The sequence below is a fragment of the Nocardioides sp. genome (assembly GCF_047606145.1).
Taxonomy (GTDB): Bacteria; Actinomycetota; Actinomycetes; order Propionibacteriales; family Nocardioidaceae; genus Nocardioides.
In genome coordinates this window covers 23,298-36,712 of record NZ_JASGET010000153.1, presented here as the reverse complement: position 1 = coordinate 36,712, position 13,415 = coordinate 23,298, and the positions used below count along the sequence as shown (strand labels likewise).

Annotated in this window: 11 protein-coding genes and 1 tRNA gene; 7 read left to right on the top strand and 5 right to left on the bottom strand. The window is 68.2% G+C overall.

Annotation, left to right across the window (positions count from 1 at the left end; translation table 11 throughout):
- The first annotated feature begins 71 nt into the window (after positions 1-71).
- On the top strand, positions 72-1,019 hold the full coding sequence (locus QM638_RS20750; protein WP_415145178.1) for an HNH endonuclease: 948 nt from the start codon (positions 72-74) through the stop codon (positions 1,017-1,019).
- A 7-nt stretch (positions 1,020-1,026) separates the two neighbouring features.
- On the opposite strand, the gene QM638_RS20745 is transcribed toward QM638_RS20750, so the two are convergent.
- A complete protein-coding gene (locus tag QM638_RS20745) occupies positions 1,027-2,304 on the bottom strand; it encodes a tyrosine-type recombinase/integrase (RefSeq protein ID WP_415145176.1) in 1,278 nt (425 codons plus the stop codon).
- A gap of 130 nt (positions 2,305-2,434) precedes the next feature.
- Here QM638_RS20745 and QM638_RS20740 point away from each other — a divergent pair.
- Positions 2,435-2,502, top strand: a tRNA-OTHER gene (locus QM638_RS20740).
- Positions 2,503-2,519: 17 nt separating this feature from the next.
- On the opposite strand, the gene QM638_RS20735 is transcribed toward QM638_RS20740, so the two are convergent.
- Together QM638_RS20735 and QM638_RS20730 are read right to left on the bottom strand one after the other, a co-directional pair.
- Entirely contained in the window at positions 2,520-2,711 is a 192-nt protein-coding gene (locus tag QM638_RS20735) for a hypothetical protein (protein WP_415145174.1), read from the bottom strand.
- Positions 2,712-3,264: 553 nt separating this feature from the next.
- Positions 3,265-4,623: a helix-turn-helix domain-containing protein gene (locus tag QM638_RS20730; RefSeq protein WP_415145172.1), complete on the bottom strand. Its 1,359-nt coding sequence runs from the start codon at positions 4,621-4,623 to the stop codon at positions 3,265-3,267.
- A 259-nt stretch (positions 4,624-4,882) separates the two neighbouring features.
- Between QM638_RS20730 and QM638_RS20725 the strand changes: the two genes are divergently transcribed.
- Positions 4,883-6,655 carry a DUF429 domain-containing protein gene (locus tag QM638_RS20725; protein ID WP_415145170.1) on the top strand — a complete coding sequence of 591 codons (1,773 nt, stop codon included), beginning with the start codon at positions 4,883-4,885 and terminating at the stop codon, positions 6,653-6,655.
- Positions 6,656-6,710: 55 nt separating this feature from the next.
- Here QM638_RS20725 and QM638_RS20720 read toward each other — a convergent pair whose 3' ends face one another.
- Both QM638_RS20720 and QM638_RS20715 read right to left on the bottom strand, forming a co-directional pair.
- Positions 6,711-8,144, bottom strand: a complete 1,434-nt coding sequence (locus QM638_RS20720) for an alpha/beta hydrolase-fold protein (RefSeq protein ID WP_415145168.1) — start codon at positions 8,142-8,144, stop codon at positions 6,711-6,713.
- A 191-nt stretch (positions 8,145-8,335) separates the two neighbouring features.
- Positions 8,336-9,592: an MFS transporter gene (locus QM638_RS20715; RefSeq protein ID WP_415145166.1), complete on the bottom strand. Its 1,257-nt coding sequence runs from the start codon at positions 9,590-9,592 to the stop codon at positions 8,336-8,338.
- A 156-nt stretch (positions 9,593-9,748) separates the two neighbouring features.
- Between QM638_RS20715 and QM638_RS20710 the strand changes: the two genes are divergently transcribed.
- The 4 genes from QM638_RS20710 (at position 9,749) to QM638_RS20695 (ending at position 13,402) form a co-directional block, all read left to right on the top strand.
- Positions 9,749-10,591: an ABC transporter ATP-binding protein gene (locus QM638_RS20710; protein ID WP_415145164.1), complete on the top strand. Its 843-nt coding sequence runs from the start codon at positions 9,749-9,751 to the stop codon at positions 10,589-10,591.
- 5 nt (positions 10,592-10,596) lie between these two features.
- Entirely contained in the window at positions 10,597-11,433 is an 837-nt protein-coding gene (locus QM638_RS20705) for an ABC transporter permease (RefSeq protein ID WP_415145162.1), read from the top strand.
- A gap of 133 nt (positions 11,434-11,566) precedes the next feature.
- Positions 11,567-12,556: an ABC transporter substrate-binding protein gene (locus QM638_RS20700; RefSeq protein WP_415145160.1), complete on the top strand. Its 990-nt coding sequence runs from the start codon at positions 11,567-11,569 to the stop codon at positions 12,554-12,556.
- Between the two features lie 174 nt (positions 12,557-12,730).
- A complete protein-coding gene (locus QM638_RS20695) occupies positions 12,731-13,402 on the top strand; it encodes a GntR family transcriptional regulator (protein WP_415145158.1) in 672 nt (223 codons plus the stop codon).
- Positions 13,403-13,415 lie beyond the last annotated feature (13 nt).

Below are 13,415 nucleotides of genomic sequence, written 5' to 3'. Positions count from 1 at the left end.
AGGCTATCGGCGTAGGACGGGAAGTAAGGAGAAATCTGGCGAGAAGAGCGAGCGAATGCGAAGCTCGCTGCATGGAGGGTCTGAGCGAGCCGAACGCTTGGCTCCTCATGACCGTCGGCGATAACCGCCAACACGGCGGCAACAGTGGGTACGACGACCAGGTCGACGTCTACTACACGTGGGACAGCACAGTGCCCAACCACGCGAACATCAAGGAGGGCGACCGAATCGCGCTCTGGGACAAGGATCGGCTGCTTGGGCTCTCCGTAATCGAGGAGATCGCAACCGAGACGAAGGAGAAGCTCCTCTACAAGTGCGCGGTCTGCGGAATGGCGGGCATCAAAGCACGCAAGGAGAAGTCTCCGCTCTACAAGTGCTACAAGTGCGGCGCGGAGTTCGACGTCCCCCGTAGCCAGACGGTGACGGTCACGGAGTACCGGTCCCGTCACGACGCTGCTTGGACGGCACTCGACAACCTCCTCCCAGGAGCTGACCTGCGCACACTGTGCGAGTCGCCACGCAGCCAACTGAGCATGAGGCCGCTCCGTTGGGACGACTTTCGGACCGCAATCGCAGCCAAGGGTGCTGACCGGGCTGTCGAGCGCGTCGACCATCGCAGGCCGGACTTCTTCTTCCCACAGGGCCACCGCCTCGAGATCGTCCGCGTGCGGCGCGGTCAAAGGCAGTTCAGGGAACACCTGCTCGCCAGCCAAGGTGAGAGCTGCGCCTTCACGGGTGAGGCGCCCTCTCGCGTGTTGGAAGCCGGCCATCTCTACAGCTACGCGCAGCTCGGTGTTCACCATGAACACGGGGGGCTGCTCCTCCGTCGGGACGTCCACCGTCTCTTCGATGACGGTTGGTTGGCCGTCGACCCAAGCACGCTCCGCGTGGACGTCGCAGATCCGCTCGAGCGTTATCCGCAGTACGCCCGCCTTCACGATCAACGGCTACGTGCGGATCTGCATGACAGCCAGGTCCAATGGCTCGGTCACCACTGGGCCGAGCATCGGGCGAGTTGAGCGAGACCTATTCGTCACCCAGGAGCCCGGCCCAGGCCTTCGACGCGGCCACGGTGGTCCCGAGTCGCTCAGCGAGCTGGCGGTCACGGTCGACAGTGGCGTGCTGGTAGATCGCCATCGCGGCCTGGGATGCGTGGCCGGCGCGTGCCTGGAGCTCGGCTGCCGTAGCGCCGTGCTGGCCGGCGAGGGTCAGGGCTGAGTGGCGCAGGCCGTGGATAGTGAGGTCGGGTCGGTCGGCGGCCTCGCGGGCGACCTTGTAGCGGTCCAGGAGGTACCGGGCGCTCATGTGGTCCTTGCGCTCGCCCGGGAAGAGCAGTCCGTTCGCGCCCGGCGCGGTGTGGGCGAGCAGGTGAGCGCGTAGCAGTGGGAGGAATTCCGGCGGCAGGTGCACCGTGCGGATGCCCCTCTCGGTCTTCGGCGGTCCGATCACGCGGCCGCAGTCGGCGCAGGCGCCATCCGCCTTCGGGTCGGGGTCCTTCTCGATCTTGCGGGTGACCGAGATCGAGCCCGAGATCGGCTCGATGTCGCTGCGACGGAGCTCGAAGATCTCGCCCTCGCGCATCCCTGCGAAGGCGGCGAGCACGATGAAGAGCCGCAGGCGCTCGGGCATGTGGTCGACGATGGTGGCCATCTCGTCGACGGGTGAGGGGCGCTGTGGGTTCTTAACGTGGGCGGTCGAGGCTTTCTGGATGCGGACCGGGTTGCGGTCGATCAGCTCGTCGTCCTCGGCTGCGGCCATCACAGAGCGGAGGAAGCGGTACGCCGCGGCGTTGGCGGCGGGAGTCTTCTTCGACAGTGCCTCGTGCCAGGTCCGTACGGACTCGCGGGTGATCTGCTTCAAGGGCGTGTCACCGAAGGCGGGCAGCAGGGTCCGGTCGAGGAGTCCGCGGTACTCGCGGATGGTCTTGGGACGCAGCTCTCGCGAGGTGAGGTAGCGCTCGGCGTACGCGGCGAAGGTGTTGGCGGCGTCGATGCGGGCCTGTTCCTTGGCGGCTTCGAGCCGGATGTCGGCGGTGACGTAGGACGTCGGGTCCTCCATCAGGGCGCGCTCGGCCTTCACCCACTCCTCGGCGTCGATCTTCGCCTTGAAGGTGGAGGGCGCCTTGACGATGGCGCCGATCGGAGAGGTCACCCGGGCCTGCCACCGGCCGTCGCAGCGGCAGCGGATCGCCTTCGGGCAGGGCTTGGTGTGGGTGCCGCGCCCACCGCACGTGCACTTCTTGAACTGGCTGCACGCCTTGGTATGGATCTTGCGGACGCTGCCCGCAGCGGCACGACTCGGCATCGGCCCACTCCTCCCGAACCATCTGGCATACGGCCGTCAGTATGCCAGATGTATGCCAGATGTATGCCAGAGTGGCGGACACTCGTGTCCGCTCCTGACCGTAAAACCGCAGGTCAGAGGGTTGCTTGCTGAGCGTGAAACCGCGGATCACCCCGCTTTGCAAGCAGGGGGTTAGGGGTTCGAGTCCCCTACGCTCCACTCGATGAAGTCGCAGGTCAGCCTGCGATCCCTGTCATTCGTAGATCGCCGGGCGACGCCGGATTGAGCGGCTGGTGCCGGATTGGTGCCATGTCCATGCGGCGGTGCGTCATGTCGTGGGCATGAATCCGCATCTCGATGACAGGGGTGTCGTCGACCGCGCTCGGGCCGTTCGAGGTCGAGGCGCCCGCGGTGCCGTTCCGGGTCACGCGGGCGGATCAACCGCTCCTCTTCTCGCGGATCGCTCCCGGCGACGCGCCGCTTCCGAAGGCGGGCAACCGGTGCGAGGCAGGCCGTCGGTTGCGACGCGGAGATTCTCGCTCGACTCCGGCGACAGCGAGGCGGCCGTGGCGTCGACATCGTGGGACTGAGCTTGACCTCGCGCGCTTGCCACACCATGTTGCCTGAACTCCACTCCATCGCCGTGTCTCGTACCCCGGTCAGGGCAAAGATCGCGAGAACCGCCTCCCTGCGTGTGCCGTTGGGCCCGATTCCTTCCCCCAGCCCGCGCTCGCGGCCTACGCTCGTGATCGACATTTGCCTGAACCTCAACAGTTGGAGAGATCAAGATGATGCGACGCGCGAAGTTTGTCGTGGCCACGACGATGGTTGCCCTGGCGGCAGTGGTGGGCGTGGGTGGTCATGCGGCCGCCACGGCCGACACCCATGTCAGCGCCACCGGGAATTGGTGCTGCTGAGCCGGACGGGAGCTGAGCCTGGCGCTGGTGGCGGCCTGCGGTGGGAGGCTGTGGGGCTGGTCGTCTAGCTCTGCTCCACGCGGACGGCGCGCCTCGAGGGAGCCCGCAGGCCGGCGGCCGCCGCGGCGCTGCGGTAGGCATCTCGCGACTCCTCGACCGCGCCGGTCTGCTCGAGCAGGTCGGCGAGCTCGAACCACAGTTGCCCAGCGGTGCGATCCGCGCCGATGCCAGTCATCAGCTCGACCGCACGTCGGTAGGCGGCCAGCGCACCGATTCGGTCGCCGGTCGCCATTGCGGCCTGCCCGAGCACCAGCCATGCCTCGGCGGCGACGATCGGCATCTCGGGGTCGGTCCGCCGGGCCACGTCGTCAGCCAGCGCCCGCGCCGAGGACTCCTCGCCCTGCAGCAGATGGACCCGGGCCCGGGCGACGTCGTTGCGCGCCAGGTCGGCGGGGCTCGCGTTGGCCCATGCGTAGAGCTCCGCGGCCCGGTCGAGGTTGTGCCGCACATCGTCGAGGGGCGGCGGGTCGAGTTCGAGCTGCATCATGCCGAGCTGTGCCTGCAGCCGGGCGAGGTCGCGATCGCTCTGGCCCTCACGGAGCAGTTCGATCGCTCGTTCGGCGAGGTCGACGGCACTGCGGACGGCGCCCCGCTGCGCCTCCATCATCGACATGTTCCAGTACGCCGCGGCGCGGGCGTCTTGGGAGTCCAGCCGTTCCGCGGTCCGCGCGGCCCGCTGGCACAGGCGCACGGCATGGGCGGTGTCACCACGCTCGAAGTACGCCGCCGCGACGGTCACCGTGAGCCGGACGGCCTCGTCGACACCCTCGAGCGAGGTTCCGGCGAGGCCGCGCAGCACCTGGCCACCGACGTCGATGGCCCGGTTGAGGTCACCGGACTCGCGATAGCAGCGGCTCAGGTCGATCGCGACCTTCAGTCGTTGCCTCGAGGGCGCGAGGTCGTCGAGCAGATCCTCCAGCTCGATGATCGCGTCGTCGAGCAGGCCCAGCGCCTCGAGTGCGGCCGCGTGCACGTGGCGAGCACGTTCGTGCAGCGGAGCGAACGTGGGACCGGAGCCCCGCGAGACCACCTCGGCAGCCTTCGTCGCGGCCTCGGTCGCCTCACCCGACTCCAGCGCGAGCTCGGCGTAGCTGAGCTGCAGCCGTACGTCGTCGTACTCCGCGGCGCTGACGCCGAGGAGCAGGTCGGCGGGATCCACGTTCAGCGGGGCGGCGAGTGCTTCGAGCACCGCCGGCGTGGGGCGGCGTTGGCCGGCCTCGATCCGAGAGACGTATCCGACCGAGACCGCACCCTGCGCGAGCTCACCCTGGGTGAGCCCGCCGGCTCGGCGTGCCGAGCCGATCCGCTTCCCCAGCTCGACCGGGTCGATCGTGCGGAGTAGTTCCACCTGCGAGGCATCCATTCGGCCATTGTGATCGAGGACCGTGAGCCTGTCACACGAATGTTGATCTGCCCTTGCCGAACTGTGGCAAATTCCGGCCGTCCGGAGGTCTCCGCGAGTGGCTGGGTGAGCCCGAACGGACCACCCACCATCCCGCCCGGCCGTGACGGCTCCGCGCGAGACGCCAGCTCGAGAACGCGCCGGCCTGCCGACATGGAGAACGGAGCGCCGTGGAGACCTGACCGTGCACCCCTCGGCGTCGGTGCGGCAGGCTGGGCGCATGCACTTCGTCGGAGTCGATCTCGCCTGGGGCGAGCGCAAACCCAGCGGACTGGCGGTGATCGACGAGGAGGGTCGCCTGCTGCACGTCTCGGCGGTGAGGACCGATGACGAGATCGTGACCGCGCTGGCGCCGTACGTCGAGGGTGAGTGCCTGGTGGCGATCGACGCACCGCTGATCGTCACCAACCCGACGGGGAACCGGCCGGCCGAGGCCCGGCTCAACCGCGACTTCGCTCGCTTCGACGCGGGCGCGTATCCGGCCAACACCGGCAAGCCCGAGTTCCGCGAGCAGCCGCGGGGCGCCCGGGTCGCGACCCGGCTCAAGCTGGACATGAACCCCCGCTCGGGCCGGGCGCGCCGGGCGATCGAGGTCTATCCGAGTCCGGCGACGGTCGCGCTGTTCCGGCTGGGGCGCACGTTGAAGTACAAGAACAAGTCCGGACGCGACATCGAGCAGCTTCGGGCCGAGCTGATGGTGCTGATCGGACTCTTGGAGGGACTGGCCTCCGCCGTACCGCCGCTAGTGGTGGACGGCGAACCGTGGCGGGCCCTGCGGAGCGCGGTCGAGACCGCGAGCCGCAAGAGCGAGCTGCGGGTGGTCGAGGATCAGGTGGACGCGGTCGTGTGCGCCTACGTCGGCCTCTTCGCGACCCGATGCCCGGCGCAGACCACCACCTATGGAGACTTCGCGACCGGCTACATCGTCACCCCCACGCTTCCCTCCGATCTGGTGCCGACGCCACGCGGCAGGACCACGGGTGTGGTGCACGATCCCGGCGCCGCCGTTCGGGAGTACTCCCAGCGGCAGGCCGAGCTGCGATCCGCCACGGACCTGTTCGTGCGGCTGGTGACCTCGGTCCTCGATGACGCCGGCATCAACTACCTGACCATCACCGGCCGGACCAAGTCGGTCGCGTCGTTCGCCAGCAAGGCGACCCGGACCCTCGAGGGACGACCGCTCTATCGCGACCCGCTGCGCGAGATCACCGACCAGATCGGACTCCGCGTGATCACCTACGTGCACAGCGACGTGCAGGCGGTCGCCGGGCTGCTCGATGATGCGGTCGAGATCTTCGACGACCGGGACATGGGGCAGGAGACGGCGAGCCAGGGCCGCTTCGGCTATGCGAGCCGGCATCTGTTGATCGGCCTGGATCCGGGCCGGGAGGACCAGCCCGACTATGTGGCGTTGCGCGGTCTGCGGGCCCAGGTGCAGATCCGCACCGTGCTGCAGCACGCCTGGGCCGAGTTCGAGCACGACATCCGCTACAAGGGCACCATCCCGGACGCACACGTGCCGGACTTCGACCGGCGGTTCACCCTGGCGGCCGGGCTGCTCGAGCTCGCGGATCAGGAGTTCTCCACGATCCGCGACCGACTGCGCGCACCGATGACCGTGGCGATCCCCGAGCCGGGCGGCGACGACCCCAGGATCAGCCCGCGCGAGCTCGCCGCCTTCCTCGCCGGGCAGTACGCCGACGCCGGTTGGTCCCGCACCGAGCACTACACCTGGATCGCCGGCCTGGTCCTCGAGCTCGGCATCACCTCACTGGCCGAGCTCGGCGACACCCTGCGCTCGATCGAGGCCGAGACGCTCGCCGAACGGATGGACTACCGCTATCCACCCGGCGCCGTACGCCGTCTCGACGACGCGCTGCTGTGGACCTACGGCGATGCGTACGTCGAGCTGCGCGGCAACGCGCACCGGGTGCCCGCGCTGCGCGCGCGACTGTCCCGGATGCGCGGTGCCGACCCCTCGAGCCGGCCCTGATCGGCCGATCCTCTCCTCACCTGGTCGGTTCACCTGGTCGGTTCACCTGGTCGGTTCAGCTGGTCGGTGTCGGGCGGAAGGCGACCCTGGTCAGGAAGTCGTGGATGGTGATCCGCCAGGTGTACATGTCGTGGCCGCCGAAGACGAAGTCCGGCGTCACCGGGACGCCGAGGTCGGTGAGAGCCTTGACCGCTTGGGCGTGATACCAGTGGCCGCCGTGGGAGGACCCGAACGGCGTGACCGCCGGCTCGAGGTAGCCACCCGAGACGAAGATGCCCTTCGTCTTCATCGCCGCCACCTGCGCATCGGTCACGGTGGAGTCGTCCGGGGTGGTGAAGTTGGCCCGGGACCCCGGGCTCATGATGCCGTAGTAGCCGAACGTGTCGGTGTGGTTGTAGAGCATCGACTGGGCGATCGAGCCGCCGAAGCCCTGCCCGGCGATCGCCCGGCGATCGGCGTCGGCGGACACGTCGTAGTGCGACTCGGTCCACGGGATGAGCGTGTCGAGGACGTTCGTGGTCAGCTCGGGGAAGCCGTCGTAGTCCTCGGTCTCGCCCTTGTCGCTCGCCATCACGACCACCATCGGCTCGACCTGGCCGGTGGCGATCAGGTTGTCCAGGATGTTCTGCAGGTCGCCCGTGGTCGTCCACTCCATCTCGTTGTCACCGCCGCCGAACATGTAGAGCGTGGGGTACGGCGTCGACCGGTGGGCGTCGTACCCGGGCGGGGTGTAGACGCTCACGTAGGCCTCGTCGGCCGGCGGGACCGAGGTCGAGGACGGGAACGTGGTGTGGGTGAGCGTGCCCTGCACCCGCGCCGGACCCTGATAGCTGAGATCGACGGTCCCGAACGCGGGATCCGAGGGCACGTAGACCTCACTGGAGGTGATCTGGGTGCCCTGCACCGATCCGTGGGACTCGTTCCAGGGCAGGTTCTGTGGGTCCGCGACCGTCTCGCAGTCGGTGCCGGCGGCGTCCGAGCAGACCTCGAAGGAGTAGGTGAACGGTCCCGACGGCAGTGGGGTCGTGTAGCTCCAATCGCCGCCCCGATGCCGGGTCATGTCGGCCACCGGCCAGTTCGGGAACGAGGAGTTGGGAGAGGAGACCGGGAAGTCACCGACCCGCCAGTCCGCCGGCAGCCGCCCGGTCGTCTCGAGCAGCTCCTCCGGCCCGGTGGTGTACGACGAGAGCTCGTCCGGGTTGGTGAAGTACCAACTCCCGGTGATCCGGACCAGCGCCGCCTTGGCGTCGTGATACCGGAACCTCACCTGGTAGCCGGTGGGCTTCCGGCCGGTGTGCGTGACCACGGGAGAGGAGGCGCCGCGATGCGCGGTCGCCGGCGAGGCCGCGCCCGACGCGGTCGCGGAGGCGTGGGCGGCCGGTGCGCCTGCACCGGTGACGGTGGCGATGGCCAGGACGCTGGCGGTGGCCAGCGCTCGTGATCGATGGAGCCGACGACTGTCGGTGGGCGAACTCGCGAGCGTAGACATGATGACCTTTCTCGAGAACGTCGAACGGCGCCGCTGGCGCGTCCCTGGTCCGTGCGGTCGGGACGACGCCAGCGGGCGTGGGGGTGGAACCACAACGTCGCCCGTATCGGGAGTGCTGCTCCGAGACGAGTACCAAAATGAATACTGTATACGTCCGGAGGTGGTCAAGGGCCGACCCGTGCGCCGGGGTCCTACCTCTGCGACGACCGGCGATCCAGGGACCTGGTGACGCCGAGGCTCAGCACGACCGCGACCAGGCAGGAGAGGGCACCGAGGCCGAGGGCCCATCGGGGCGAGCTGTGCTCGCCCACCGCGCCGACGATCGGACCGCCGATCGGGGTGCTGCCGGAGAAGCTCATCGACCACAGCGACATCACCCGGCCGCGATACTCCGGGGCGCTGGAGAGCTGCATGGTCGCATTCGAGATGGACATGAAGGCGGTGGAGCCGATGCCGACGACGAAGAGCGCGCCGATCGCGGTCGGCACGCCGGGTGCCAGCGCGAGCAGCAGGATCCCGGCGCCGAACACGGCCGCCGCGCCGGCGATGGCCGCCAACCCGGTCCGGGCGAGACGCGCGACGACCAGTCCGCCGAGGATGGCACCGATGCCCATGGCGGAGGTCAGCCAGCCGTAGACCCGGGCGTCGTTGTCGAAGGCGTCCCGGGTGAGCATCGGCAGCGTGATCGGGAACTCCCAGGCGAAGGTCCCCACCAGCAGGATGAGCAGGAACGGCCAGAGCAGACGCGGTTCGCGGAACGTGTAGCCGAAGCCGTCGCGCAACTGGCTCAGCGCGCGGGTCCTGGTGGTCGTCGGCCGGTGGTCCGGCAGCCGCAGCCACGCGAGTGCGACCAGGATCCCGGCGAAGGAGGCGGCGTTGATCAGGAAGCACCACCCGACGCCCACCGCGGCGATCATCACGCCGGCGATGGCGGGCCCGACCGCTCTGGCGGCGTTGACCAGCACGCTGTTGAGGGAGACGGCGTTGACCACCAGCCTCGGGCCGACCAGCTCGATCACGAACGCCTGTCGAGTCGGGTTGTCGACGGCGGTCGCGATGCCGAGCAGCACCGCCGCGACGAGGACGGCTCCGACCGAGACCAGGTGCAGCACGGTGAGGATCCCCAGGCCGAAAGCCGACAGGCACATCACGGACTGGGTGGCCAGCAGCAGGATTCGCTTGGGGAGCCGATCCGCGAGGAGACCGCCATAGGGCGCGAGGAGGAGCACGGGGAGGAACTGAGCGGCGGTGAGGAGACCGAGATAGGTGCCCGATCCGGTCAGCTCGAGGACGAGCCACGACTGGCCGATCGTCTGCATCCAGGTGCCTGGAAGACTGATGCCCTGACCGATGAAGAACCGGCGGTACGCCGGCTCCCGGAGGGCGGCAAAGGTCCCCGGCGCGCGGACCGATGCCGCTGAGGGCGGCGCACTGCCGGTGTCGATCATGGGCGCTCCGATCGTGAACGGGCATCCGAGCCAGGCATTTCTGAGGTTTCACCAAGACTCATCCACTGGGTGTATACAGTATGCCCTATGCCTGCTAGTGTCCCGTGTCACACCGTCATGGTGACCAGCCACACCTACTCAGATCGATGAGGAACGATGAAGCTGACCAGCCGAGCGAGTCGCGAAGCGCCGCTGAGCCGTCCCCCGTCTGACGGACCCGGTGACGACGTGGTGCTGCGTGCGGCCGACGTACGGATCCACTACTGGCTTGAACGCGAACGCACCGCCTTCTGCGCGGTCGACCGGATCGACATCGACATCAGGGAAGGCGAGTTCGTCGTCATCGTCGGTCCGAGTGGATGCGGAAAGACGACCTTTCTCGACGCCGTCGGAGGATTGCGCAAGATCTCCTCGGGCCGGCTCGAGCTGCGCGGCAGGCAGATCACCGGCCCGGGCTCGGACCGGGCGATCGTCTTCCAGTCCGCGAGCCTGTTCCCGTGGAAGAAGATTCGCGCCAACGTCGCCTACGGGCTCAAGATCGCCGGCAAGACCCCGAAGAAGCAGATCGACCTCGCGGTCGAGGAGCACCTCGAGCTCGTCGGCCTCGGCAACTTCGGTGACTCCTACCCGAACGAGCTCTCCGGCGGCATGCAGCAACGCGCCAACCTCGCGCGGGCGCTGGTCGCCAACCCGGAGATGCTGTTGCTGGACGAGCCGTTCGGCGCGCTGGACGCGCAGACTCGCGAGACGATGCAGTCCGAACTGCTGCGCATCTGGAGCGTGAACAAGAAGACGGCGCTCTTCATCACCCACGACATCAAGGAAGCGATCTATCTCGCGGACCGGGTCGTGGTGATGAGCGCGCGGCCCGGACGCATCGCCGAGATCGTTCCGATCGACCTGCCGCGACCGCGGACGACGGCGACCAAGCGCGAACCCGACTTCCTCGCCTACGAGGACCACATCGAGGCATTGCTCGAGAAGGTGAAGTACCAGTGACCATGGTGAGTGAATCCGCTTCCATCCCCGCCACGCCGGCCCCGCCGCCGGCCCGAGTCCCGGGGCAGCCCACCTTCCTCCAGCGACAGCGCGGCTGGATCCTGGGCACGGTCGCGATCATCGTCGTACTCGCCGCGTGGCAGGTCGCGGTGGCGCAGCTCCACCTGGCCAGCGAGCTGGTCCTGCCGACGCCGTACAACATCGGCCATCGGATCGCGCAGCTCCTGGTCTCCTCCGACTTCTGGTACAACATGCGCGTCAGCGGCAAGGGCTTCGCCATCGGCTTCGGCCTGGCGATCGTGGTGGGCCTTCTCCTCGGCCTGCTCATCGGCTGGTTCGCGGCGGTGCAGAGCATGCTCGACCCGTTCGTGCACTTCCTGAACAGCACGCCGCGGATCGCGCTGGCGCCGCTGTTCGTCATCTGGTTCGGCATCGGCGTGTGGTCCAAGGTCGCGGTGATCTTCTTCGGCGCCGTCTTCCCGATCATCATCACCACCACCGCCGGGGTGAAGAACCTCGATCCGGCGCTGCTGCGTGCGGCGCGGGCGTTCGGAGCGTCCAACCTGCAGCTGTTCCGCACGGTGGCGCTGCCCGGCGCGGTGCCGTACATCATCTCGGGCCTGCGGATGGCCGTGGCGCATGCCCTGACCGGTGTCGTGGTGGGGGAGTACATCGCGTCCAACGCGGGTGTCGGCATGATGATGATGAAGGCGTCCCAGGTCTACGACACACCAACGGTGTTCGCCGGCGTCATCATCATCGCCGCTCTCGGACTCGCCTTCACCCAGGCATTCGCGGCGCTCGAGAAACGGTTCCAGGCCTGGAAGCCGACGACCGGCTGAGACTCGTCGCTGAACTCGTCGTCCGGAGCTCGGGACCGTGACGCGCTACACCCGAGAAGTCACTGATCAACTCGCGGTCCACCGTGAGGCGGTTTCGTGCGGCCCGAGTCGGTCGCGGTGAGAGGAAGAGATGATGGAGCACCTGCGTAGTGGACTTGCGCGTCGCAGCGGCACGGTGGCGGCACTCGCAGCCCTTTCCCTGGCGTCCGCCGCCTGCGGCGGATCCGGAAGTGAGACGACCTCCGACGGTCTGCACAAGATCACCACCACCACGATGACCGTCACCGGCGGTCACTGGCGCGAGCTGGTCGCCCAGCAGAAGGGCTTCTTCAAGGAGCACGGTCTCCAGGTGGACGAGACCACGGTGAGCCCCCAGGTCTCGGTGGATGCGCTGATCTCGGGGAGCGCCGACCTCGGGCTCGGCGACACCGCCAAGCTCGTCCAGGTCGTCGAGAAGGGCGGCGATGTCGAGATCGTCGGCCAGGGTGTCGACCGGTCGGGCAACTCCTTCGTCACCGCGAAGGACATCACGAGGATCTCCCAGCTGAAGGGAAAGACCATCGGGCTGGCGAACGACGTGGATCCCTACAACACGATCGTGGACAAGTTCCTGACCGACGGGGGCGTGGATCCGTCCGAGGTGCACTTCGTGTACGGACAGGGTTCCAGTGACCGAGCGGGCGCGCTGCAAGGCGGTGCGATACAGGCGACGCTGTTGCCGCCGCCCACCGACTCGAGTCTGGAGAAGGAGGGCTATCACATCCTGGGCAAGACCCTCGATGTCGCGCCGTTGATGTCGCGCAGCTCGATCCTCGCGAACACCTCGTGGGCGAAGTCGAACCCCGACCTGGTCAAGGACTATCTCGCCGCGCTGCACGAGGCCGCGGAGTGGCTCTACGACCCCGCGAACAAGAAGGCGGCGATCAAGATGCTCTCCGCGGACACCGACACCAGTCAGGCCGACGCCGAGGAGGCCTACCAGGAGTACGTCGTCGCGAAGCAGTGGGACACCGACACCTGCGTGAACACCAAGGCCATCAAGAACCTGCTGGCGAGCCTCAAGCAGCTGGACGCGGTCGACGACACCGATCCGAGCACGTACATGACCACGGCGTACTGCTGAGGGACCAGCCCTGGTCGTCGCCCACGATCGACAGGCACCGCACTGGCGCCTACTGTCCGTAGGGTGCCGCCGGCGAGGGCGGCGGCAGCGGGCCGAACAACTGTATACTGTGTCAACTTGCGGCGCTGGCCGCTGCCCCTCGTGTGCGAGGCCTCTACGGCGGAAGGAATGACCATGAGCGACGCGGCGAAGTCATCGCTCGTCCCGCGCGCGTCACTGGCGGACGCCGTGTACGAGCGGCTACGCGAGGACATCGTGCGCGACGTTCTTCCGGACGGTTCCAGCCTCAGCCAGGTCTACCTGGCCGAACGCTACGGCGTGAGCAGGATCCCGGTCCGCGAGGCGCTGCGTCGCCTGCAGGCCGAGTCGTTGGTCAAGGCCACGCCGTACCACCAGTTCGTGGTGACCAAGCCGACCGGGGATCAGATCCTGGAGTTGGTCGACATCCGGATGACCCTGGAGGACCTGGCGCTGGAGAAGCGCGGCTCGGTGCCCGACGCGGTGATCGCGGAGCTGCGCGCCATCAACGACCAGATGAAGGCGGCCCATGGCGAGGAGTTCCTGGCGCTGGACCGCCGGTTGCACCAGCTGGTCGCCGGGCCGGAAACGATGGTCGCCGAGATGATCAGCGATCTGCGCACCCGGATCCACATGCATCTGGCGAACATGGTGACCGACGCCCCCGGGCGGAGCACGGCGACCGACGAGCACGAGCGACTGATCGATGCGCTCGCCTCCGGTGACATGGACGCGGCCCGAGCGGTCATGCGGGAGCATGTCACGACCTCCCGGGACTTCATCGTCAAGCGTCTGGAGGCCAGCTCGGTCCGCGCCGAGCAGGCCTGAGCCCGGACCGGCG